This window comes from Kitasatospora sp. NPDC006697 (genome assembly GCF_042869935.1).
Classification (GTDB): domain Bacteria; phylum Actinomycetota; class Actinomycetes; order Streptomycetales; family Streptomycetaceae; genus Kitasatospora.
Map to the genome: position 1 here is coordinate 43,444 of NZ_JBIAGU010000005.1, position 21,696 is coordinate 65,139.

The following is a 21,696-nucleotide window of genomic DNA, read 5'->3' on the forward strand; positions in this document are numbered from 1 at the left end:
GGGGAGGCCATGGATGCGCGGGGACACGGCGACCGAGCAGGTGCTGGAGCGGTTCGGCGCCGAACTGGCGGGTGCCGTCCCGCTGGTGGCGCTCTGGGTGCACGGCTCGCTGGCGCTCGGCGACTACCAGCCGGGGCGCAGCGACCTGGATGTGCTGGCGGTGCTGGAGCGCGCTCCGGATGCCGGTGAGCTGGCGGCGCTGACGGCGCTGCACCAGCGGCTGGAGCGCGGGTCGGCGGTCGCGGAGAGGCTGCACTGCTCGTACCTGGTGGCGGGGGAGCTGGCCGGGGCCATCGCGGGGGAGTGCCAACTCACCTGGGCGCACCGGGAGCTGATGGAGCGGCCGGTGACGCTGGTGACCTGGCGGGAGCTGGAGCTCGGCGGCCGCTGCCTGCTCGGGCCGCCGCCGGGGGAGTTGACGCCGCCGGTGGACCAGGCCGCACTGCGGGCCTTCATCCGGCGGGACCTGGCCGAGTTCTGGCTGCCCGCCACCGGCGGGTGGCTGCGCTGGCGGCGGGACGTCTGGGTGGACCTCGGGCTCTTCACGCTGGCCCGGGCGACCGCCACGCTGCGCGACGGCAGTCTGCTGACGAAGAGTCAGGCACTGGACGTGCTACCGGAGTTCGGGGTCTCGGCGGCGCTGCTGCGGGACCTGGGGCGGCGGCGCCAGGGCCTGCCGGTGGAGACCGGCTGGCGCTGGCTGGCGCACCGGGCGCAGGAGGCGCGGCGGGTGGTGCGGCGCGGGGCGCGGGAGGCGCTGGCGGCGTACCCGGACTGACGGCTGGTCAGGCCTGGTGCCGGAGGCGGGCGTCGACCTCGATCTCGATCTTGACGCGCGGGTCGGGCAGGCCGCAGATCATCGCGGTGGCCGCCGGGCGGATCTCGCCGAAGGCGCGCCACAGGGCCGGGAAGCAGCGCTCGAACTCCGTGGCGTCGGGCAGCAGGTAGCGCACCCGGACCACGTCGGCCAGGGTGCCGCCGGCCTCGGCGAGGGCGTCCGCGATGTTGCGCAGGGCCTGTTCGGCCTGCTCGGCGATGTCCTCGGACATGGTCCCGGTGGCGTAGTCCAGGCCGGTGGTGCCGGAGACGTACACCAGGTCGCCGTCCACCAGGGCGCGGGCGTAGCCGGCCTTCTCCTCGAAGGGGGAGCCGCTGAGGATGCTGCGGCGCTGTCGCTGCTCTGTCATGGGTGGGACGATAGGGCCTCGGCCGGCGGCGGGCGCCGTCAGGTCTGGAACAGCACGGTGAGCAGGCGGTCCAGGAAGCGCGCGAAGGTCGCGTCCGGGTCCGGGGCGGGCGCGCCGCCGCCTTCGGCCAGGGCCGCCGTCAGGTGCGGGTGGCGGCCCTCCCCCGCGACCTGGGTGAGGTAGGCGATCAGATCGCGGTGCCAGCGCCCGGGTTGGCTCGCCGCCGCGGTGGCCCGCTCCCAGTCGGCGAACCCTCGTCCACGGCAGCGTTCTGCCCGGCCAGGCCGACCGTCGGCCTGGCGGCCGGCTGGCGGGCGCACCGCGGCCTCGGCCTCGCGCTGGCGGGCTTCGGCCTGCTGCTGCTCTTCCGGTTCACCATGACCTGGCTGGGCACCTGCCTGGGCCTGCTGATGCCCGACGAGCAGATGGCCGGTCAACTCGCCGCTCTCACGTTCCCGGTGGCGATGATCACCAACACCTTCGTGCCGACCGGCGGCATGCCCGGCTGGCTGCGCGCCCTGGCCGAGTGGAACCCGGTCAGCCTGCTGGTCGCCGCCTGCCGGGAGTTCTTCGGCAATGCCGGTGCCGGTGGCGGAAGTTGGTTTCTGCAGCACCCGGTCGTCGGCATCCTGGGCTGGTCGGCGGCGCTGCTGCTGCTCTACGCCCCGCTGGCGGTGCGCAGTTACGGCCGGCACGGGCGGTAGGAGGGGAGTCGAGAACGGGCGATTCACCCTGGACAGTGCGGCCGGTGTGGCAGAGAGTGGGGATCATGGAGTACACCCACCTCGGCCGCACCGGCCTCAGCGTCTCGCGCCTCTGCCTGGGCACCATGAACTTCGGTCCGCAGACCAGCGAGGCCGACGCCCACCTGATCATGGACACCGCCCTGGAGCAGGGCGTCAACTTCTTCGACACCGCCAACGTCTACGGATGGGTCCAGGGCGAGGGCATCACCGAGAAGATCATCGGCAACTGGTTCGCCCAGGGCGGCGGCCGCCGGGAGAAGACCGTGCTCGCCACCAAGCTCTACGGCGCGATGGGCGACTGGCCGAACCAGCGCGGGCTCTCCGCGCTCGCCATCCGGCGCGAGGTGGAGGCGAGCCTGCGCCGCCTGCAGACCGACCACATCGACCTGTACCAGATGCACCACATCGACCGGGACACCCCCTGGGACGAGGTCTGGCAGGCGATGGAGCAGCTGGTCGCCCAGGGCAAGGTGCTCTACGTGGGCTCCAGCAACTTCGGCGGCTGGCACCTCGCCCAGGCCCAGGAGACCGCGCGGGCACGGCACTTCCTCGGCCTGGTCAGCGAGCAGTCCTACTACAACCTGCTGCGCCGCACCGTCGAGCTGGAGGTGCTGCCGGCCGCCGAGCACTACGGGATCGGCGTGCTGCCCTGGTCCCCGCTCTGCGGCGGCCTGCTCGGCGGGGTGCTGCGCAAGGAGCGGGAGACCGGGCGCCGGGCCGGCGAGCGGGTCTCCGCCGACCTCGAGAAGCACCACGAGCAGATCGCCGCCTACGAGGAGTTCGCCGCCGAACTCGGCCACGAGCCCGGCGAGGTGGCGCTGGCCTGGCTGCTCAGCCGCTCCGCCGTGACCGCGCCGATCGTCGGCCCGCGCACCCTGCAGCAGCTGGAGAGTGCGCTGGCCGCCGTCGAACTGACCCTGGACCAGAAGGCCTTGGACCGGCTGGACGAGATCTTCCCCGGCCACCGGCCGGCGCCGGAGGACTACGCCTGGTAGCAGCCGGTCAGCCGGCGAGCGCCTTGCCGACGAGCTCCTCGGAGAGCAGGCGCAGCCGGGCGCGGGCGCGCGGGTCGTACGCCTGGTCGGCGGCCCGCGCCTCCCGGGTGCCGTCGTAGTAGCGCCCGCCGCGCTCGCCGGCCGGCCCGGCCACCAGGCGGTGCACCGCCTCGACGCCCTGCTCGACCGTGCTCCAGGGCTCGATGCCGGCCTCGCGGACCATGGTGGTGGCCATCATGCTGGCCGGGTGCAGGGCGTTGACGGTCACCCGGGACCGCCCGGCGGCCAGCCGCTCGGCGAGGTCGAAGGTGTGCAGGATCTGCGCGAGCTTGGAACGGCGGTACGCCTCGAAGCCGTCGAAGCCCCGGCTGAGGTGCGGGTCGGCGAAGTCGACCGGGGCCTGGCCGGCCGAGGCGACGTTGACGATCCGTCCGCCGAGCGGGGCGGCGTCGAGCAGCCCGAGCAGCCGGCCGTTCAGCAGGAAGCCCGCGAGGTAGTTGACGGCGAGGCGCAACTCATAGCCGTCGGCGCTGAGTTCGCGGGGTGCGCCGGGGGCGCCGGCGCCGACTCCGGCGTTGTTGACCAGCACGTCCAGGTGACCGTGGGCGCCGAGGACGGTCTCGGCCAGCCGGTCCGCCTGGCGCAGCCCGCCGAGGTCGGCGAGGTGCACTTCGGCCGCGCCGCCCAGGGCGCGGACCTGGCGGGCGGTCTCCTCGGCGCGCTCGGCGGAACGGCCGTGCAGCAGGAGCAGGGTGCCCGGTGCGGCCAGCCGGACGGCCAGGGCGCGGCCGAGCCCATCGGTGGCGCCGGTGATCAGGATGGTGCGAGGGGACGACTGTGACACGGTCTCAGCTCCAGGCTCCGGAGAAGCGGCATCGCAATTTCGAGGCACAATGTATTGTAAGTCTACGAGCAGCGAACCGCTGGGGGATTCCTGTGAGCAGTACCGAGGGCAACAGTGGCGCCATCGCGCACCGTGACCCGGGGTTGGCCGGCGCCTATGAGCGCGGCAACGCCCTGCCGGCGGAAGGTCTGGGCGCCTGGGCGAAGTTGATCATCCGTCAGCTGGGGCCGGTGGAGCGCCCGTTGGAGGTCGGCTGCGGGACGGGGGTGTTCTGCGCCGCGCTCGCCGACCGGCTGCCCGGGGCCGAGGTCACCGGTGTCGACCCCAGCGGGCCGATGCTCGCCGAGGCCGCCCGCCACCACCCGCACCCCCGGGTGCGCTACCTGCCCGGCCCCGCCGACGCCCTGCCGCTGCCCGACGCCTCCTGCGACGGCGCGCTGCTCTCCCGGGTGGTGCACCACCTGCCCGACCGCCCCGCCGCCGCCCGCGAACTCGCCCGGGTGCTGCGCCCCGGCAGCCGGGTGGTGATCCGCACCACCGTGCGCGAGCGGCTGGACAGCCCCGTCTACACCTACTGGCCGCAGCTGCTCGCGGTGGACTCCCGGCGGTTCGCCGGCGAGGCCGAGCTGGTCGCCGACTTCGCCGGCGCGGGCTTCGGCCTGCTGGCCGTGCACTCCTTCGCCCAGCCGATCGCCGGCTCGCTCGCCGAACTGCGCGAACGGTACGCGCTGCGCGCCGAGTCCAAGCTGCGGGCGCTGAGCGAGGGGGAGTTCGCGGCGGGACTGGCCCGGCTGGCCGCTGCCGCGGCGGCGGGCGGCGGCGGGCCGGTGCTGGAGCGGTACGACGTGCTGGTGCTGGAGCTCGCTACGCGTCCAGCGGGGGCATCGCCAGCGGGTTGATCGGCATCCGCTCCTGGCAGAGCACCGCGATCGGCCGCAGGGCTGCCGCGAGGCCGTCGAGTTCGGAGCGGGTCAGCGCCGCCCAGACCCGGCCCGCCGCCAGGTCGGTGGCCTCCTCCACCGCCCGGTGCCGGAGCCGGCCGAGCTCGGTGGCCTCGCCCGTCGCCGTCAGCCAGCCGCGCTCCGCCAGCCGCGCCCCGGCCGCCTCCCACTCCTCGTCCGTCCACCCGCGCAGCGGCTGCAGCACCTCGCGGCTGGCGTCCAGCGCGCAGTGCAGCACCGGCGCCTCGCAGCCGTCCAGCCCCGCCGAGACCAGCGCGGCCAGGTGGCCGTCCCCGCGGTGCTCGCGCAGTGTGCTCGCCGCCTGCCAGAGCCGTCCGTACGGGTCCGCCGGCCGGGGGAGTGCCGCGTTGGCCGCGCCCAGCACCCGCCCCGCGCAGTCCAGCCGGCCCACCGCCGCCTCCAGCGCCGCGGCCGCCGCCTCGACCTGCTCGGCCGGCACGGGCTCCAGCAGCCGGGCCAGCGCCGCCGCCGCGCCCCTGGTCCGGGCCGCCAGCACCTGCTCGGGGGAGGCGTGCGCCCAGACCCGCGGCACCGCGCGCTCGACCATCGCCGGGGCGAAGCTGAAGAACGCGGCCACCACGGTCGGCGCGTCCACCGCGCCGAGCGGGGCCGCGCGGCCGGCGAAGTAGCCGCGCCAGCCGCCGTCCAGCCCCGCCGCCTCGAACTCGGCCCGGCTCTCGGGCTGCAGGAAGGCCACGGCGTACACCGGCTCGAAGAGCCGCCAGAGCGCGCGGGCGGGCGGGACGGGAGCGGACATCGGGAGACCTTCCTCGCTGCTGGGGATGCTCAGGTCTGATGGCCACGGCGGCGCCGCCGGTAACCCCGGGCGCGGTGTGATCACGATCACCCGGGGCCGTGCCGTGCGGTGGCCGGCGGTGCGGCGCGCGATGATGGGGCCGCACTCGCTCTCGTACTCGCGTGAAGGTAGTCGGCCATGGCCCAGATCAACCCCAGCATCCTGTCCGCGGACTTCGCCCGCCTCGCCCAGGAGGCCGAGGCGGTGCGCGGCGCCGACTGGCTGCACGTCGACGTGATGGACAACCACTTCGTGCCCAACCTCACCCTGGGCGTACCGGTGGTCGAGTCGCTGGCCCGGGCCACCGGCACCCCGCTCGACTGCCACCTGATGATCGAACAGCCCGACCGCTGGGCCCCCCAGTACGTGGAGGCCGGCGCCGGCTCGGTCACCTTCCACGTGGAGGCCGCCGCCGCCCCGGTCCGGCTCGCCCGGGAGATCCGCGCCAAGGGCGCCCGCGCCTCGATGGCGCTGCGCCCCGCCACCCCGATCGAGCCCTACGAGGACCTGCTGCCCGAGCTCGACATGGTGCTGATCATGACCGTCGAGCCCGGCTTCGGCGGCCAGGCCTTCCTGGACATCATGCTGCCCAAGATCCGCCGCACCCGGGAGCTGATCGGCAAGCACGGCCTGGACCTCTGGCTCCAGGTCGACGGCGGCGTCTCCGCGAGCACCATCGAGCGCTGCGCCGAGGCCGGCGCCGACGTCTTCGTGGCCGGCTCCGCCGTCTACGGCGCCGCCGACCCGGCGGAGGCGGTGCGCGCCCTGCGCGCCCAGGCCGAGGCCGCCACCGCCAACGCCGGGTGGGCCTGCTCGCACTGACGCTGCGTAGGGGGCCGGCGGGTTACGGTGGGCGGGTGAGCAACCTCGACCTCAAGCCCGTGACCACCCTGTGCGGCGGCGACGCCAGCGCCGGTCCGACCCGCGACCTGCTGACGGGTCGGACCGTGCAGCTCGGCGAGAGCACCCAGGTGCGGCGCCTGCTGCCCACCCTCGGCCGCCGGATGGTCGGCGCCTGGTGCTTCGTCGACCACTACGGCCCCGACGACATCGCCGACGAGCCCGGCATGCAGGTGCCGCCGCACCCGCACTTCGGCCTGCAGACCGTCAGCTGGCTGCACGACGGCGAGGTGCTGCACCGCGACAGCCTCGGCAGCCTGCAGACCGTGCGGCCGCGCCAGCTCGGCCTGATGACCTCCGGCCGGGCCATCTCGCACTCCGAGGAGTCCCCGCGCGAGCACGCCCGCCTGCTGCACGGCGCCCAGCTCTGGGTCGCCCTCCCCGACGCCCACCGCCACACCGCCCCCGCCTTCGAGCACCACGCCGAGCTGCCCACGGTCTCGATCGCCGGCCTGCACGGCACGGTGATCCTGGGGTCGGTCGACGGCGCCGCCTCGCCGGGGACCACGTACACGCCGCTGATGGGCGTCGACCTCACCCTCGCCGAGTCCAGCACCGTCCGGCACCTCCCGCTCGACCCGGGCTTCGAGTACGCCGCCCTGGCAATCAGCGGCAGCGTCGACGTCGACGGCGTGCGGGTCGAGCCCGGCTCACTGCTCTACCTGGGCTGCGGCCGGCGCGAACTGCCGCTGCTGGCACGGACGGACGCGTCGCTGCTGCTGCTGGGCGGGGAGCCGTTCGAGGAGCGGTTGGTGATGTGGTGGAACTTCGTGGGCCGCACGCACGAGGAGATCGCGCAGGCGCGGGAGGACTGGGAGACGGGCGACCGGTTCGGTGCGGTGCACGGGTACGACGGGGAGCGGCTGCACGCTCCGGCGCTGCCGCCTGGGGTGCTGCGGGCGCGGGGGCGGGAGAGCTGACCTGCGGAAACGTGCGGCTGGCGGCCGGTTCAGGCGTCCCGGGGGAGGGTGACCTGTTCTCAGGTTCACACGCGGACAACGGGGTCTGCTCGTACCGATGCTGACCTTCTGCTGACTGTCCGGGGAGATCCGGAGCAACACCGTGCGGGCGGCTTCGGGCCTGGTCAGGGCTGGTATACAGCAGGTATGCCCGTGCCACGCACTTCGCCCCCCGCTCCGCGTTCCGGTCCCCGGCGGCTGTCGAGGGCCGGGGTGGTGCGGGCCGTGTCGCCGCGGGGTGCGCTGGTGCTGGTGCCCGTGGACGGTGCGCTGGGGTTCGCGGTGCGGGCGGCGCTGGCGATGGCGCTGCCCGCGCTGCCGCTGGTGGTGGGCGAGCAGGCGCGGCTGGCGGTGTACGCGATGCTGGGGGCGTTCACCACGACCTTCGGGCGCGGGCTCGCCTACCGGCGGCGGGCGTGGGTGCTGGCGCTGGTGGCGGTCGCCATGACGGCCGCGGTGGGCGCCGGGTCGCTGCTGGCGTGGGTGGTGCGGCCCGAGCAGGGCGGATGGGGTGCGGCCGTGGTGGTCGTGGCCACGGGGGCGGTGGCGGGGGCGGCGAAGTTCGCCTGTGACGCGGCGCGGCTGAGCGGGCTGGGTGCCGTGCTGGTGCTGTTCTCCTTCGCCGTCGCCGCCAACGGCGCGCCGAGCGGGACCGATGTGCTGCAGCGGACGGCGGTGGCCGCGGTGGGCGCGGCGACCGCGTACGCGCTGTCGCTGGCCGGCCGGCTCTGGCACCCCGACCGGCCGCAGCGCCTGGCGGTCGCCGCCGCGCTGCGTGCGGTGGCCGAACTGCTGGAGGCCGATCCGCGGATCGGCCGGACCCGGGCGCGGTACCGGGCGACGGCCCTCGTGCTGGCCGCCTACGGCACGCTGGGGGCGCGGCCGCCGGGCGGTGGGGAGCGGGCGGTGCGCGGCGGGGTGTGCCTGGCGCTGGCGGACCTGGCGTGGTCGGTGCTGGTCGGCTCGGCCCGGTGGCCCGCCGGGGACCGGGCGGCGCTGGCGGGGCAGCTGCGGGCGCAGGGCCGCCTGTTGGGCGACCGGCGGCGCTCACCGGTGCTGCTGGCGGACCTCTGGCTGTCCCGGCGCGGCCGCGGGCCGGCCGTCGGCGGCCGGGCGGCCGAACTCCTCGGCGGCCACGGGCGGCGGCTCGGGATCTTCGCGGTCCCGGCGCTGCGGATGGCTCTCGGCACGGGCGCGGCCGGGCTGCTGGCGCTGGGCCTGGGGCTGGGCCACGGCTACTGGGCGGCGATCTCGGCGGCGGCCGTGCTGCACTCGGTGAACGTGCGGACCACGGTGCAGCGGGCCGTCCAGCGCACGCTGGGCACGCTGACCGGGCTGGGCATCGCGGTGGCCGTGCTGGCGGCGCGGCCGGGGCCGGTGGCGCTGGTGCTGGTGGTGGTGCTGCTGGAGTTCGGGCTGGAGTACCTGGTGGTGCGCAACTACGCGCTGGGGGTGGTGTTCGTGACGCCGCTGGCGCTGCTGATGAGCGAGCTCGCGGCCCCGACCTCCACGGAGGACCTGGTGCTGGACCGGGGGCTGGGCAGCCTGCTGGGCATCGGTGTCGGGCTGCTCTGCGCCCTGCTGGTGGTGCACGACCGGGCGGCGGTGCGGGTGGACCGGGCGCTGGCGGCCTGCGCGGCGGCCGTGCGGGCGGCCGAAGGCGCGCTGGCCGGGCCCGGCGGCGGGTCGCCGGAGGTGCAGGTCCGGCTGGCGAGCGCCGTGGTGGAGCTGCGCGAGGCCGACGACGCGGCGGCGGGCGAGCTGTGGGAGGCCGGGGTGGACCCGGCCGTGCTCGCCGCCGCCGAGGAGCGCGCCTACCTGCTGCTGGACCGCCTCCACCACGGCTGACCGGCACGGGTGGCCGAGCTGTTCAGCGGGCGCCTGCCGGCGTGGGCTCGATGGTCACCTTGAGGTGCTTCATGATCGGCTGGTCGCTCTGGGTGGAGTAGTCGCCGATCGCGCAGAGCACGTTCATCTCCGGCATGTAGCCGGCCGCGCAGCCGCGCGGGATGTCGTAGGGGATGGCGAGGTAGCCGCTGAGCGACCGGGTGGAGCCGTCGCGGGCGGTGGCGGTGATCTCGCAGGGGTCGAACCGGGCGATGGCGCGCTCGCGCATGTCGTCCGGGTTCATGAAGACCAGGGTGCGCAGGTTCTTGACGCCCCGGTAGCGGTCGTCGTCGGAGTAGATGGTGGTGTTCCACTGGTCGTGCGAGCGCATGGTGCCCAGCGCCAGGGTGCCGGGGGCGGGGACCACGTCGGGCAGCGGGGCGGCGGAGAACTCGGCCTTGCCGGACGGGGTGAGGAAGACCAGCTCGCGGGCGGGCTGCTTGATCCTGAAGCCCAGCGGCAGCCGTACCCGCCGGTTGAAGTCCTCGAAGCCGTCCAGGACCTGCGCCATGGTGTCGCGGATCCGGTCGTAGTCCTCGACGTACCACTGCCACGGCGTCCCGCTCTGCGGCAGCGCGGCGGCGGCCAGGCCGGCGATGATCGCCGGCTCGGAGAGCAGCTGCGTGGAGGCCGGGCGCTTCATCCCCTTGGAGAGGTGGACCATGCTCATCGAGTCCTCGACCGAGGTCTGCTGCTCGCCGCCGCGCTGCAGGTCCTTCTCGGTGCGGCCCAGGCAGGGCAGGATCAGCGCCTGCCGGCCGTGCACCAGGTGACTGCGGTTCAGCTTGGTGGAGACGTGCACCGTCAGCTCGCAGGCGCGCAGCCCGGCGTAGGTGTACACGGTGTCGGGCGCGGCCAGCGCGAAGTTGCCGCCCATGCCGACGAAGACCCGGACCTCGCCGCGGTTCATTGCCTCGATGGTGGCGACGGTGTCCTTGCCGTGCTCGCGCGGGACGTCGATCCGGCAGACCTCGGCGAGCCGGTCGAGGAAGGCCCGGGCCGGCCGGTGGTCGATGCCGCAGGTGCGGTTGCCCTGGACGTTGCTGTGACCGCGCACCGGCGAGGGGCCCGCGCCCTCCCGGCCCAGGTTGCCGCGCAGCAGCAGCAGGTTGACGATCTCCCGGACGGTGTCCACGCCGTGCTCGTGCTGGGTGACGCCCAGGCACCAGCTGATGATGCTGCGGTCCGCGTCCCGGTAGATCCGGGCGGCCCGCAGGATCTGCGCGCGGGGCACGCCGCTCTGCCGCTCGATCTCCTCCCACCCGGTGGCCTCGCAGACCGCGCGGTACTCCTCGAAGCCGCTGGTGTGGCGCTCGATGAAGAGGCTGTCCAGCGCCTGCGGGTCGGTGCCGGCGGACTCCAGCACGGCCTTGGCGATGCCGCGCAGCAGGGCCATGTCGCCGCCGATCCGCGGCTGGATGTTCAGCGTGCTGGTCGCGGTCGCCTTGTTCAGCGCCATGTCGACGAAGTCGTGCGGGATGATGGTGCGCCGGGCGGCGGCCTCCACCAGCGGGTTGACGTGCACGATCTGCGCGCCGCGCTTGTGCGCCTCGGCGAGCGCGGTGAGCATCCGCGGGGCGTTGGAGGCGGCGTTGACGCCCAGGATGAACAGGGCGTCGGCCGACTCCCAGTCCTTCAGGTCCACGGTGCCCTTGCCGGTGCCGAGCGAGGCCTGCATGGCGCGGCCGCTGGCCTCGTGGCACATGTTGGAGCAGTCGGGCAGGTTGTTGGTGCCCAGCTCACGGGCCATCAGCTGGTAGAGGAAGGTGGCCTCGTTGCCCAGCCGGCCGGAGGTGTAGAAGGCGGCCTGGTTCGGGTCGTCCAGCTCCCGAAGGGTGCGGCCGACCAGCTCGAAGGCGTCCGCCCAGGCGATCGGGACGTAGCGGTCGGTGGCGGGGTCGTAGACCATCGGCTCGGTGAGCCGGCCCTGGTCCTCCAGCGCGAAGTCGGACCACTGTTCGAGTTCGGTGACGGTATGCGCGGCGAAGAACTCCGCGCCGACCCGCTTGCGGGTCATCTCCCAGGTGACGTGCTTGATGCCGTTCTCGCACAGGTCGAGCTTCAGGCCCTTGATGTCGTCCGGCCAGGCGCAGCCCGGGCAGTCGAAGCCGCCGTTCTCGTGGTTCATCTTCATGATCGCGCGCGGCCCGTCCAGGTACTCGCCCTCGCGGACCAGGAACTTGGTGACGCTCTTGGCCGCACCCCAGCCGGCCGCCGGATGGTGGTAGGGCTCGAAGGACGGTGCGCCGGCGGGTGCGGCGCCGACGCTCGGCTCGATGCCGCCGGCCGTGGTGGGCGCGGGCCGGTCATTGGGCTCTTCGACGGAGTGCACGGTGGTCGCCTTCCGGAGTCGGGCACCGGTCTCGCCACGGTTGTGGCTCCCGGTGATCAGGGTGCTCGGCCAGGGCCTCGACTTCAAGGAAGCCAGGTCGGTGCGGATCGTGCTCGTCGAGACGATGGCGCGGGTCAGCGGGGTTCGGACGTTGTCCCGGTCGATAGTGCCGAGCGGGCGGCGGCGAGCGTGCCGCAGGCGAGCCCGACACGGCCGGTGTGGAGCTGTTCGATCGTGCGGTGGAAGCGTGAGCGCAGGCTCTCCTGGCTGCTGTGGAAGGAGCCGTCGGCATCGAAGTGGGCGATGCCGCCGGCGAGCCAGCCGTCCTCGGGCACCACGGCGCCGTCGAAGCGGATCAGCGCATTGTCCATGGGGCAGAAGCCCTTGTCGGGCAAGCGGTGCACCCGGACCCCGACCGGGTCCTGCTGTGAGCGGCGCAGCGGGAGCAGGAAGGGGAACACGCCCTCGTCGCGTCCGTCGGCGGTGAGGCGGGCGGCGACCACGGTCATGCGCGGCACGCTCTCCTCGGCGACGTTGGGCATGAACTTGACCGCCGCCGGCGTGGGCCGCGCACCGGGCAGGGCTGTTCCGTGTGGAGAAAGAACGTCGACGGGCGCTCACCGGCGGGCTGACCGACCGGCCCGGGGCGGATCCGTCGCATCAGAGGAGGTTCACCCGTTCGGGTCGCCGGCCGACTGGGCGGGCCGCCTTCGTCCGGACGGCTGGCAGCATGTCATCTGCCGTGCGGGGGACGGCTGTTCGACGGTCGGCCCCTGGTTGGCGCGGCAGTGCGGGTACGTTCGGCTGTGGGCTGCGCCGTTCGGGCGCAGCAGGAGGGGAGGGAGGCTGCGGTGCGAGTGGGCGTCGTCGGGGGCGGTATCGCGGGACTGAGCTGTGCCCTGAGCCTGCACGCGGCGGGGTTCCGCCCGTGGGTGAGCGAGTCGGCGCGGACGATCGAGGCGGTGGGTGTGGGAATCAATCTGCTGCCGCACGCCGTCCGGGAGCTCGCCGAGCTGGGCCTGGCCGAGGAGTTGGCCGCGATCGGCCTGGCGCCGCAGCGGCTGCGCTACTACGACCGGTCCGGGGCGCCGGTGTGGGAGGAGCCGGTGGGGACGGCGGCCGGCTACCGGTGGCCGCAGTACTCGGTGCACCGCGGCCGCCTGCACACCCTGCTGCTGGCGGCGGTGCGGGAGCGGCTGGGACCGGACGCGGTGCGTACCGGGCGGCGGCTGCGGCACTTCGAGGCGGTGCCGGGCGGTGTCCGGGCCCATTTCCTGGACCGGCCGAGCGGGGCGGTGGCGGTGGAGGAGGCCGAGGTGCTGGTCGGCGCCGACGGGATCGATTCCGTCGTCCGGGCCGGGCTCCACCCGCGCGAGGGCGCCGCGCGCCGGCACGGCGTCGTGATGTGGCGCGGTGTCGCGCCCCACCCGCGGCTGCTCGACGGCCGCTCGCTGGTGGTGGCGGGCGGCACGCCCGGGGCGAAGTTCGTCGCCTACCCGATCGCCCCGGCCACCGGGCCTGGCGAAGACCTGCTGAACTGGGTGCTGGAGGTACCCGACGAGCCGCCCGCAGCAGTGCCGGGGCACTGCGCCGCCCCCGCCGACGTCCGACTGGTCACGGCGGCCGAGGCCCGGGCCCGGGTGCGCGAGTGGCAGCTGCCGTGGATCGACCTGCCCGCCCTGGTCGGGCGCACCGCTACCGTCCTCGCGTACGCGATGGTCGACCGCGACCCGCTGCCCTCCTGGAGCGAGGGGCGGGTCACCCTGCTCGGGGATGCCGCCCACCCGATGCTCCCGATGGGCATGAACGGCGGTTCGCAGTCCGTTGTCGACGCCCGGGTCCTGGCCTGGTGCCTGGCACGGGAGGCCGATCCGGTGGCCGCCCTGCGCACGTACGACGAGCTGCGCCGGCCGGTCCTGAACGAGCTGGTCCTGGCCAACCGCGCCCTCGGGCCGGAGGAGATCATCGCCCGCGCGGCCGAGCACGAGGGCGCGTTTCCCGCCGAGCGGGCCGCCGCCCTCTCCCAGCGCTACAAGAAGCTGTCCCTGGCCACGGTCGCTGACGTCAACGACCGTCCTTCCTGGACCGTCCCGCGTTCCGAGGCACGCTGACAGCGCGTGGCCGCCGGCCCCAGCACTGCCACGCTCCCCGCCGGAACGCGGGAGACGACCCTGGGGAAGGAACCAGCACTCCAAACGGCGCCCGACCCGGCGCGGCAGGTGCGGATCACCCCGGTTGGTGCGCGGGCGGTGTTCTCACGCGTGGTGTGGCGGGGTGTGTAGTCCTTCGAGGAGGGTGGCCAGGTAGCGGTGTGCGGTGTCGATCCGGTCGGCGGGTGTGCCGCCGTGGACGTCGACGGCGTAGGCGATGCCGCACATGAGCGGGACGAGGTCGCCGGCGGCCTGGTCGCGTCGGACTGCTCCGGCATCGCGAGCCCGGTCGAGGAGTGCGGTGCCGACCGACCGAAGCGTCTCCTTGAGTTCCGTGGTGCGCGGCAGGGCGTCGGTGGCCGCCGCGGCGACCGGGGCCAGGGACGCATCCGTGACCTGGGCCTCGACGGTGCGGTACAGGAAGCCTTCGAGGGCGCGCCAGGGATCGGTGCTGGTCAGGGCTTGCCGGCCGTGGTCGGCCAGGGCTTCCAGGCAGGGAGTGGCGACGGTCTCCAGCAGCGCCTCGGGGGTGGCGAAGTGCCGGTAGACGGTGCCGACTCCGAGTCCGGCGCGGCCGGCGACGTCGTTCAGCTGCAGGGGTGTGCCCTGGTCGACCAGGGTGCGGGCGACCGCGACGATCCGGTCCCGGTTGCGGGCGGCGTCCTTGCGCAGGGGCGTCGTCATGGGGACATGCTAACCGGATTCTCCATCCGGATGACGCCGCCGACAGCACCGATACCGCCTGGCGGGGTCAGCTGACGGTGACAGGTGCGTACCGCTCGCTGAGCCGGCGCACAGCCTGGGCGATGCGGGGGTCGGTTGCTGCGCGCAGCGGCGTCACCGGGCGTGCCCGGGCCCCGACGACGATGCCGGTCCGGCCCGCCAGGGCTTCGTCGGTGGCGGCGACGATCGAGGGCCGGGCAGCCACGGACGCCGGACCCGAGGTGGAGCGGTCGAACCTGCGGCGCACCAGCGGCCACAGCAGTCGCAGGGCCGGCGAGACGATCTTCGGGTCGGTCATGGTGCCGTTGGTCATGTCGGTCGCGGCGCCTCCCGGGTCGGCGGCGAAGACGGAGGCGGCCGTGCCCTTCAGCCGGTCCGCCAGGTCGAGCGTGTAGGCGAGATTGGCGAGCTTGGCGCGGCCGTACCAGTGGAACCCGTAGTAGCCGCCGGGCGGCTCGACGGCGTCGAAGGCCCTCTTCGCGAGCCCGACGGCGCCCGAGGTCACGTTCACGATCCTGCTCGGCGCACCGCTGGTCAGCGTGGGCAGCAACAGCTCCGTCAACAGGTACGGCGAGAGGTGGTTGACGACGAACGACGCTTCTATGCCGTCCAGGGTCCGTCGCTGCGGGAACATCGCCCCGACGTTGTTGACCAGCACGGTCAGCGGGTCGCCGGAGGCCGCGTGCTCGGCGGCGATCCGGTCGGCGAGCACGCGCACCTGGTCGAGCGAGCCGAGGTCGGCGGCCAGGAACCGTCCGGGATGCGCCGGGTTCGTCGCGTTGATCCGGCCGACCGCCCGGGCACCGCGGTCGGCGTCGCGTCCGACCACGGTGACCGAGAACCCGGCGTCGGCCAGTCCCAGGGCCGTCTCCAGCCCGATGCCGCCCGTCCCCGCCGTGACCACAGCTGTCTTCGCCATGTGCGCCTCCACTCAGATATTCGGATAGTTCATCCGCTTGCTGGGACGGTAGCACGAAATCGGATGAACCATCCGCTTAGAATCGGCTCGGGGTGCTGCTGCACGCTCCGGCGCTGCAGTCGGGCGCGAACGCCCCGCAGGCTGTTGGCCTGCGGGGCGTCGCGGTTCAGGAGAGCGGGTCGGACGGCTAGTTGACGGTCCAGCGCTGCAGGGCGGTGGTGGAGCTGGTCTGTTGGGTGACCAGGGCGCCGCTGGCGCTGGAGGCGGTGGTCAGCAGCAGGCCGCTGTGGACGTTGGTGAGGGTGTAGCTGCCGTCGGGCTGGAGGGTGGCCTTCCAGTGCTGGTTGTCAGCGCCGGCGCAGGTCCACTGGATGACGCTGGTGCCGGAGGTGGTGCTGTTGTCGGCGTCGTCGAGGCAGAGCTTGGAGTAGGCGTTGGCGATCTGGTAGGAGCCGTCGGACTGCTGGGTGAAGGTCCAGTTCTGGTTGCTGCCGGCGTTGGCGGTCCAGGTGTCCAGCTGGGTGCCGGTGGCGGTGGACCAGTTGGGGTCGTCGAGGGCTTGGCCGGAGATGGTCAGGGTGCGGGTGCCGTTGAGGCTGGTGCTGGTGCTGCCCACGGCGGTGAGGGCCAGGGTCTGGGCGGAGCTGGAACGGGTGTCGCCGCTGGTGCCGGCGTTGTCCCAGTTGCGCTGGGGGGCGGTGGCGACCGGGGAGGTGGCGCCGCCGGTGAGGCTGAGGGCGAGATCGCTGTAGCGGTTGACCAGGCGGTAGGTGCCGGTGGGGGTGGTGGCCCCGCTGTCGGCCGGGGTGCTCAGGACGGCCTGGACGGACCACTGCTGGCCGACGGTCGGGCTGCTGCCGGCGGCGGCCGGGGTGACGGTGGCGCCCCAGGCGCGGCCGGCGTTGCCGGTGGAGTCGACACCGAGGACCTGGCCGCTGCCGGCGTTGGCGACGGTGTAGAAGCCGTCGCCGGTCGGGGTGAAGGTCCACTGGCCGCTGGTGCCGGTCGCGGAGGTGGTGGTGGTCAGGCCGGTGCCGCTCTGGGCCAGGTACTGGCCGTTGCCGGCGCCGATCCGGTAGGCGGTGCCGGTGGTGACCGGGGTGGCGGGCAGGGAGCCGGCGGCGGTGGGGGAGATGGTGATGTCGGTGTAGCCGCTGCCGCCGTTTTCGCAGGAGATGTTGCAGTACATGCGGACGGTCCTGCCGGTGGTGGTGCTACTGGTGAGGTTCTGCTGGTCGACCAGCATCCGGTACCAGGAGGTCTGGCTGGTGCCGACGGGGCCGAGGTCGGTCCACTGCTCGGTGGCCAGGTCGCTGGTGGCGTAGATGTGCTGCGGGGCTCCGCCGGAGGGGTAGTCGCTCTCCGGGGTCCCGATGTACTTGCCGAGGTAGGCGTCGTAGATGACGTTCATGAACGACAGCTGCGACATGGCCGGTGCGGTGCCCGCGGCGACCTGGGACTTGACGTTGCCGGTGGTGCCGGGCGAGTAGCTGTCGGCCGGGGGCAGGTAGCCCGGGCCGCCGCCGTCGGCGGGGATGACGTCGGACTCGGCGCCGCCCACCCCCGCGGTCGACCAGGAGCCGTCGTACCACTTCTGCCAGGAGGAGGGCGCCATCTTCTGCGAGATCGGGGCACGGGCGACGTGCTCCTCGAACGCGGCCCAGCCGCCGCCCTGGTCGACCAGGCGGGAGGTGTAGAAGACGTAGAAGTAGCCGGAGCGGTAGTCGGTGTACAGGCGCGGGTCGCCGTCGCCCCAGTAGTAGGTCTGGTTGGGGAAGGCGGTGCGCCCGTCCTGGGACGGGTCGTTGCAGGTGTTGAGCTTCAGGCCGCTGCTGCCGTCGAGGCACTCGGTGGTGGTGCCGGTGACCTTGATCTGGCCCTTGGCGCCGGAGGCGGCCGGGGTGAACAGCTGGGCCGCCGAGCCGGTGCAGGACTGGATGGTGAAGGTGCTGCCGGTGGTGCTGCCGGAGGCGGTCAGGCACAGGGTGGAGGCGGGGTTGACCAGTTCGCCGTTGGTGGCGGTCCACTTCTGGTTGGCGCCGCCCGTACAGCCGTAGGTGCCGACGGCGGTGCCGGCCGCCGTGCCGCCGCCGGTGATGTCCAGGCAGGTGTTGCCGCTCTGCACCGGGCCGCTGGAGGCGGTGGTCCACAGCTGGTTGTTCGGCCGCGCGGTGCCGTACGGGGAGGTGATGGCGTGGTCGGTGATGGCCCAGGTGGCGCCCTGGTCCTTGGAGACCGCGTAGTCGATGGCGTCGAAGTGCGCCGAGTCGCCGAACGGGCTCATGTCGAACTCGTTGTGGACCAGGCCGTACCACCAGCCGGTGTCGGGGTCGACCCACACCCCGACCAGGTCGCAGTAGTCGCCGTAGGCGTAGCCGCCGGGGGTGGAGCCCTTGCCGGTCGGGCCGTTGTTGCAGCGCCAGACGGTGTTGTTGTTGGCGTCGGCGGGGTTGTTCGGGTTCACCGAGGTGTTGATCGACGCGGCACTGGAGCTGGACATGTTCGCCCCGGTCTGGAAGAGCCAGACGTGGCCCTCGGTCGCGCCGTAGCCGGAGTAGGCGTCCTGGTAGTAGAACTGCCCGTTCTTGTCGATGTAGGGCATCGACGGGCTGTCACTGCCGCTGAAACCGCCACTGGTCATCGCGGTCGCGGAGATGCTGTAGGGCGCGGCGGGGGCGGTGGCCGCGGAGAACTGCTGCAGGGCCTGCGCGGGATCGCAGGGCTCCAGCCCGACCGTGGCGCCGTCGGTGACGGAAGTGCCCTGGACCTGGAGGCACTTGCCGGACTTCGGCGCGTAGACGGTGCCGTCGGGCAGTGCGGCGAACTTCTGCTCGGCCGAGCCGGAGGAGCAGTCGAACAGCTCGATGGCGGTGCCGCTGGCGTTGGAACCGCCGGTGGTGTCCAGGCACTTGCCCAGCACGGTGATGCTGCCGTCGGTGTTCCAGCTGAAGCTCTGGCCGGAGCTGCTGTCGCAGTCCGCCACGTTGATGCTGTTGCCGTTGCCGGTACCGGAGTTGGCGTCGTTCAGGCACTTGCCGCCGGTGGTGATCCGGCCGGCGGTGGCGGCCAGGGCGGGGGGAGCGGCGGTCACCGGCCCGAGGATCGCGGCTGCCAGCGCGAGCACGCTCGTGGTGACCAGGGGCGGGCGGAGTCCGCGGGTTCGTCTCATCAGAACGCCTCTCAAGTCTGTTCTGTGGGGGAGAAGGAGAGGGCCCTCGGCAGCGACGGAGTGACGAGGGGAGAAGGGGAGGACGGGGTACGCGCAACGCCGTTGACGCGTTGTCGGATTGCGCGTCCGGGAGGGAAGGTGAGCCCCGGTGCGTTGACCGATCTACGCCGGTCAAGTAGCCGGGAGGGTAGTCCCGGATCTCCGAAGGCGTCAACGGGTTCGGCTCCGTAGAGTGAAAACTGCAGGTGGCGGACGCGACCGAGGGCCAGGTGGCGGGTGAATGTCACGGGGAGGGTGTCAATCTCGCCCGGAGGCTTGTGCTCCTCGCGCAGCGCTGTCTACGCTGACGCTCACTTTCGTGGATCGATAAACGCAGGGGTGGCCGATGGTGACGATGGCAGAGGTGGCCGAACGGGCAGGGGTCACCAAGCAGAGCGTTTCCAACGTGCTGGCCGGCAAGTCGGTGCGGCCGGAGACGGCCGCCAAGGTGAACGCGGCGATCGAGGAGCTGGGCTACAAGCCGAACCTGCTCGCCCGCTCGCTGCGCACCGGTACGACGATGACGTTCGGACTGTTCGTGCCGTCGGTCGCCGACCCCTTCTACTCCTCGGTCGTGGAGGAGGTGGAGAACGTGCTGGTCCGGCACGGCTACAACCTGCTGCTGGCCACCACCCGGCACGACCCGGAGTACGCCCGCGCGCACCTGGAGAACCTCACGGCACGAGCGGTCGACGCGCTGCTGGTCGCCGGTGACGCGGGCGTGGTGCAGCAGCTGCCGCTGCTGGCCGCCGCGCAGTTCCCCGTCGGCTTGTTCGCCTGGGAGGTGGATCCGCCGCAGAGCCTGCCGGTGGTGTCGATCGACTACGAGGCCGCCGGCTTCCTGGCCGGTCGCCACCTGCGCGACCTGGGCCACCGGAAGGTGGCGGTGGTGGCCTCCCTGCCGTTCCACGCACCGCGCGTCGCCGGCCTGCGCCGGGCCTTCGCCGCGGACGGGCTGGACATCGACGACAGCATGGTGTTCACACCGGCCAGTGACGACGCCTCCGCCGGCTTCGCCGCCGCCAGCGCGGCGCTCGCCGCCGATCCCGGGCTCACCGCGATCTTCGCCACCCGCGACGTCCTGGCCTTGGGCGCGCTGGACGCGGTGGCGCGGACGGGGCGGCGCGTGCCCGAGGACGTCAGCGTGGTCGGCTTCGACGACCTCGCCCTGGTCGGCCACAGCGAACCCGCCCTGACCACCGTCGCATTCCCCACCCGCGAGATGGCGCAGCAGGCCGTGGAACTCCTGCTGCGCGCCGTCGACGCCGGAAAGCCCCCGACCAACGCCATCTCGCTGCTGCGCCCCAGCCTGACCGTCCGGGCCAGCAGCGGGCCGCCGCCCTCGGCCTGATCCGTTCCCGCTCCAGCCGCCCCACCGCTCCCCGGAGGAAAGTGCCAGCACCGACGCACCCACCCGCACCATGAGCACCACCGTCCCGGCGGCCCGCGCCGAGGCCCCGCCGTTCGGCGGCACCCGGGGCTGCCCACCACCCGTCCGCGGCGGCGGCCCGGCCACCGGGCCGCGGTCGAGCGTGCCCGTCACACCCGCTGGACCCCGCGGTGACCACACCCGCGCAGCCGGCCAGGGTTCCCCCCATCCGTCGAAGTACCCGAGGCGGGGCCGCCCGAGCCTTCGTCCCCCCACGGCCGGACCGGTCCGTCCGCCCGTCCCGCACCACGCGCCACCCACATCCCCCCAGTGAGGAAGCCATGCGCAAGTTCTCGTCCAAGTCCACCGCCGCGGGTGCCGCGGTGCTCGCCCTGCTGACCGCGGCCGGCTGCTCCAGCTCGTCGTCGGGCTCTTCGGCCGCGGGCTCCCCGGCCCCGGCGGGGCCGGTCAGCATGGAGTTCTGGGGCTGGGCCCCGGGCTACGACAAGATCGTCGACCAGTGGAACGCCGCCCACCCCGACGTCCACGTCACCTTCAAGAAGATCCCGTCCGGCGGCAAGGGCGGCTACGACCAGATGACCAACGCGCTGGCCGCCGGGAACGGCCCCTGCCTGGCCCAGGTGACCTACAACGACATCCCGTCGATGCTGGTGAAGAACGCGCTCGTGGACATCACCCAGTACGCCCAGGGCGACATGGCGAAGTTCGCGCCGTCGGCCGCCCAGGCGTCCACGGCCGGCGGCAAGGTCTACGGCATCCCGGTGGACATCGGCCCGATGGCCCTGTTCTACCGCACCGACCTGTTCGCCAAGTACGGCATCACCAAGCCCCCGGCCACCTGGGACGAGTACCAGGCCGACGCACAGAAGGTCGCCGCGGCCGACCCGACCGTCGCCTTCGGCAACGCCCCCCAGGACGCCTACGACATGTCGGCCCTGGCCGAGCAGGCCGGCCAGCCGTGGTTCTCCACCAGCGGCAGTTCCTGGACCGTGTCGGTGGACAACCCCGGCACCGCCAAGGTCGCCCAGTACTGGCAGACCCTCAAGGACCAGAAGCTGGTGATGAACTCCGGCAACGCCTGGGACGCCAGCTTCGAGAAGGCCGCCGAGCAGGGCAAGGTCCTGACCTTCGTCAACGCCGTGTGGGCCTCGGCCGGCATCAAGGACGACCTGAAGGACCTGGCGGGCAAGTGGGCGGTCGCGCCGATGCCGACCTGGTCGGCCTCCGACAAGGCCAGCGCCAACAGCGGCGGCTCCGACACCTCGGTGCTGCGCGGCTGCAAGAGCCCGCAGCAGGCCGAGCAGTTCGCGGTCTGGATGGCCACCGACACCGGCGCCGTCACCACCGGCATCAAGGAGGGCGGCCTGTACCCGGCCTCCACCGCCGGCCAGTCCAACCCGCTGCTGAGCCAGGCCGACCCCTACTACGGGACCCAGAACATCTACGACGTGTTCAAGCAGTCCGCCGCGAACGTGCCGACCAACTGGGTCGTCGGCCCGACCTTCGGCCAGATGGAGTCCGACTACACCGACGCGATCGGCAAGAGCAGCTACGCCGCCGCCACCGCCACCGTGCAGAAGAACACCATCGCCGCCATCAAGAACCTCGGACTGTCCGTCAGCAACGGCTGACCGGCCCGCCCCCGCCGCAGCCACGCACTGTCCGTCGCCCCTGGCCGACGGACGCCGCCTTCCGGCC

The 21,696-nt window shown here is 73.4% G+C and carries 19 protein-coding genes; 10 read left to right on the forward strand and 9 right to left on the reverse strand.

Going from position 1 to position 21,696, the window contains the following annotated elements; genetic code table 11:
• Positions 1-13: 13 nt before the first annotated feature.
• Entirely contained in the window at positions 14-778 is a 765-nt protein-coding gene (locus ACFYNO_RS09035; protein WP_388007723.1) for a nucleotidyltransferase domain-containing protein, read from the forward strand.
• 7 nt (positions 779-785) lie between these two features.
• Here ACFYNO_RS09035 and ACFYNO_RS09040 read toward each other — a convergent pair whose 3' ends face one another.
• Both ACFYNO_RS09040 and ACFYNO_RS09045 read right to left on the reverse strand, forming a co-directional pair.
• Positions 786-1,187 carry a RidA family protein gene (locus ACFYNO_RS09040; RefSeq protein WP_388007726.1) on the reverse strand — a complete coding sequence of 134 codons (402 nt, stop codon included), beginning with the start codon at positions 1,185-1,187 and terminating at the stop codon, positions 786-788.
• 38 nt (positions 1,188-1,225) lie between these two features.
• Positions 1,226-1,507: a hypothetical protein gene (locus ACFYNO_RS09045; protein WP_388008369.1), complete on the reverse strand. Its 282-nt coding sequence runs from the start codon at positions 1,505-1,507 to the stop codon at positions 1,226-1,228.
• Between ACFYNO_RS09045 and ACFYNO_RS09050 the strand changes: the two genes are divergently transcribed.
• Positions 1,400-1,891 carry an ABC transporter permease gene (locus tag ACFYNO_RS09050; protein WP_388008360.1) on the forward strand — a complete coding sequence of 164 codons (492 nt, stop codon included), beginning with the start codon at positions 1,400-1,402 and terminating at the stop codon, positions 1,889-1,891. The genes ACFYNO_RS09045 and ACFYNO_RS09050 overlap by 108 nt on opposite strands.
• Positions 1,892-1,956: 65 nt before the next feature.
• Positions 1,957-2,928 (forward strand): aldo/keto reductase, encoded by a 972-nt coding sequence (locus ACFYNO_RS09055; protein ID WP_388007729.1) that lies wholly within the window; start codon positions 1,957-1,959, stop codon positions 2,926-2,928.
• Between the two features lie 7 nt (positions 2,929-2,935).
• Here the strand turns inward: ACFYNO_RS09055 and ACFYNO_RS09060 are convergent, their stop codons facing one another.
• Positions 2,936-3,772, reverse strand: a complete 837-nt coding sequence (locus ACFYNO_RS09060) for an SDR family NAD(P)-dependent oxidoreductase (protein ID WP_388007732.1) — start codon at positions 3,770-3,772, stop codon at positions 2,936-2,938.
• 92 nt (positions 3,773-3,864) lie between these two features.
• Here ACFYNO_RS09060 and ACFYNO_RS09065 point away from each other — a divergent pair, with 92 nt between their 5' ends.
• Positions 3,865-4,671, forward strand: coding sequence for a class I SAM-dependent methyltransferase (locus tag ACFYNO_RS09065; protein ID WP_388007735.1), 807 nt, complete (start codon positions 3,865-3,867; stop codon positions 4,669-4,671).
• Here ACFYNO_RS09065 and ACFYNO_RS09070 read toward each other — a convergent pair.
• Positions 4,637-5,491, reverse strand: coding sequence for a hypothetical protein (locus tag ACFYNO_RS09070; RefSeq protein WP_388007738.1), 855 nt, complete (start codon positions 5,489-5,491; stop codon positions 4,637-4,639). The genes ACFYNO_RS09065 and ACFYNO_RS09070 overlap by 35 nt on opposite strands.
• Positions 5,492-5,668: 177 nt before the next feature.
• Between ACFYNO_RS09070 and rpe the strand changes: the two genes are divergently transcribed.
• From rpe to ACFYNO_RS09085, 3 genes are all read left to right on the forward strand, one after another.
• Positions 5,669-6,352, forward strand: coding sequence for a ribulose-phosphate 3-epimerase (rpe, locus tag ACFYNO_RS09075; RefSeq protein WP_388007741.1), 684 nt, complete (start codon positions 5,669-5,671; stop codon positions 6,350-6,352).
• A 35-nt stretch (positions 6,353-6,387) separates the two neighbouring features.
• Positions 6,388-7,350, forward strand: a complete 963-nt coding sequence (locus ACFYNO_RS09080; RefSeq protein WP_388007744.1) for a pirin family protein — start codon at positions 6,388-6,390, stop codon at positions 7,348-7,350.
• Between the two features lie 186 nt (positions 7,351-7,536).
• Complete coding sequence (locus ACFYNO_RS09085) at positions 7,537-9,237, forward strand: FUSC family protein (RefSeq protein WP_388007747.1); 1,701 nt, start codon at positions 7,537-7,539, stop codon at positions 9,235-9,237.
• 22 nt (positions 9,238-9,259) lie between these two features.
• Here the strand turns inward: ACFYNO_RS09085 and ACFYNO_RS09090 are convergent, their stop codons facing one another.
• Both ACFYNO_RS09090 and ACFYNO_RS09095 read right to left on the reverse strand, forming a co-directional pair.
• Positions 9,260-11,608 carry an FdhF/YdeP family oxidoreductase gene (locus ACFYNO_RS09090; protein WP_388007750.1) on the reverse strand — a complete coding sequence of 783 codons (2,349 nt, stop codon included), beginning with the start codon at positions 11,606-11,608 and terminating at the stop codon, positions 9,260-9,262.
• Between the two features lie 134 nt (positions 11,609-11,742).
• The gene (locus ACFYNO_RS09095) at positions 11,743-12,150 is read right to left on the reverse strand and encodes a hypothetical protein (protein WP_388007753.1); all 408 of its coding nucleotides are present in this window, start codon (positions 12,148-12,150) and stop codon (positions 11,743-11,745) included.
• 309 nt (positions 12,151-12,459) lie between these two features.
• On the opposite strand from ACFYNO_RS09095, the gene ACFYNO_RS09100 reads away from it, so the two are divergent.
• Positions 12,460-13,719: an FAD-dependent monooxygenase gene (locus tag ACFYNO_RS09100; RefSeq protein WP_388007756.1), complete on the forward strand. Its 1,260-nt coding sequence runs from the start codon at positions 12,460-12,462 to the stop codon at positions 13,717-13,719.
• 144 nt (positions 13,720-13,863) lie between these two features.
• On the opposite strand, the gene ACFYNO_RS09105 is transcribed toward ACFYNO_RS09100, so the two are convergent.
• The 3 genes from ACFYNO_RS09105 to ACFYNO_RS09115 form a co-directional block, all read right to left on the reverse strand.
• Positions 13,864-14,442, reverse strand: a complete 579-nt coding sequence (locus tag ACFYNO_RS09105; protein WP_388007759.1) for a TetR/AcrR family transcriptional regulator — start codon at positions 14,440-14,442, stop codon at positions 13,864-13,866.
• A 67-nt stretch (positions 14,443-14,509) separates the two neighbouring features.
• Positions 14,510-15,400 (reverse strand): SDR family NAD(P)-dependent oxidoreductase, encoded by an 891-nt coding sequence (locus ACFYNO_RS09110; RefSeq protein WP_388007762.1) that lies wholly within the window; start codon positions 15,398-15,400, stop codon positions 14,510-14,512.
• A 187-nt stretch (positions 15,401-15,587) separates the two neighbouring features.
• Positions 15,588-18,569, reverse strand: a complete 2,982-nt coding sequence (locus ACFYNO_RS09115; protein WP_388007765.1) for an RICIN domain-containing protein — start codon at positions 18,567-18,569, stop codon at positions 15,588-15,590.
• A 385-nt stretch (positions 18,570-18,954) separates the two neighbouring features.
• Between ACFYNO_RS09115 and ACFYNO_RS09120 the strand changes: the two genes are divergently transcribed.
• Both ACFYNO_RS09120 and ACFYNO_RS09125 read left to right on the forward strand, forming a co-directional pair.
• Positions 18,955-19,959, forward strand: coding sequence for a LacI family DNA-binding transcriptional regulator (locus tag ACFYNO_RS09120; RefSeq protein ID WP_388007768.1), 1,005 nt, complete (start codon positions 18,955-18,957; stop codon positions 19,957-19,959).
• 359 nt (positions 19,960-20,318) lie between these two features.
• Positions 20,319-21,629, forward strand: coding sequence for an ABC transporter substrate-binding protein (locus ACFYNO_RS09125; protein WP_388007771.1), 1,311 nt, complete (start codon positions 20,319-20,321; stop codon positions 21,627-21,629).
• Positions 21,630-21,696 lie beyond the last annotated feature (67 nt).

What these genes read in the sequence shown, in the direction of transcription:
- ACFYNO_RS09085 (WP_388007747.1), top strand. Translation starts at nt 7,537, where the DNA reads ATGCCCGTGCCACGCACTTCGCCCCCCGCTCCGCGTTCCGGTCCCCGG.
- ACFYNO_RS09120 (WP_388007768.1), top strand. Translation starts at nt 18,955, where the DNA reads ATGGTGACGATGGCAGAGGTGGCCGAACGGGCAGGGGTCACCAAGCAG.
- ACFYNO_RS09035 (WP_388007723.1), top strand. Translation starts at nt 14, where the DNA reads ATGCGCGGGGACACGGCGACCGAGCAGGTGCTGGAGCGGTTCGGCGCC.
- ACFYNO_RS09070 (WP_388007738.1), bottom strand. Translation starts at nt 5,491, where the DNA reads ATGTCCGCTCCCGTCCCGCCCGCCCGCGCGCTCTGGCGGCTCTTCGAG.
- ACFYNO_RS09055 (WP_388007729.1), top strand. Translation starts at nt 1,957, where the DNA reads ATGGAGTACACCCACCTCGGCCGCACCGGCCTCAGCGTCTCGCGCCTC.
- ACFYNO_RS09110 (WP_388007762.1), bottom strand. Translation starts at nt 15,400, where the DNA reads ATGGCGAAGACAGCTGTGGTCACGGCGGGGACGGGCGGCATCGGGCTG.
- ACFYNO_RS09125 (WP_388007771.1), top strand. Translation starts at nt 20,319, where the DNA reads ATGCGCAAGTTCTCGTCCAAGTCCACCGCCGCGGGTGCCGCGGTGCTC.
- ACFYNO_RS09040 (WP_388007726.1), bottom strand. Translation starts at nt 1,187, where the DNA reads ATGACAGAGCAGCGACAGCGCCGCAGCATCCTCAGCGGCTCCCCCTTC.
- rpe (WP_388007741.1), top strand. Translation starts at nt 5,669, where the DNA reads ATGGCCCAGATCAACCCCAGCATCCTGTCCGCGGACTTCGCCCGCCTC.
- ACFYNO_RS09105 (WP_388007759.1), bottom strand. Translation starts at nt 14,442, where the DNA reads ATGACGACGCCCCTGCGCAAGGACGCCGCCCGCAACCGGGACCGGATC.
- ACFYNO_RS09115 (WP_388007765.1), bottom strand. Translation starts at nt 18,569, where the DNA reads ATGAGACGAACCCGCGGACTCCGCCCGCCCCTGGTCACCACGAGCGTG.
- ACFYNO_RS09095 (WP_388007753.1), bottom strand. Translation starts at nt 12,150, where the DNA reads ATGCCCAACGTCGCCGAGGAGAGCGTGCCGCGCATGACCGTGGTCGCC.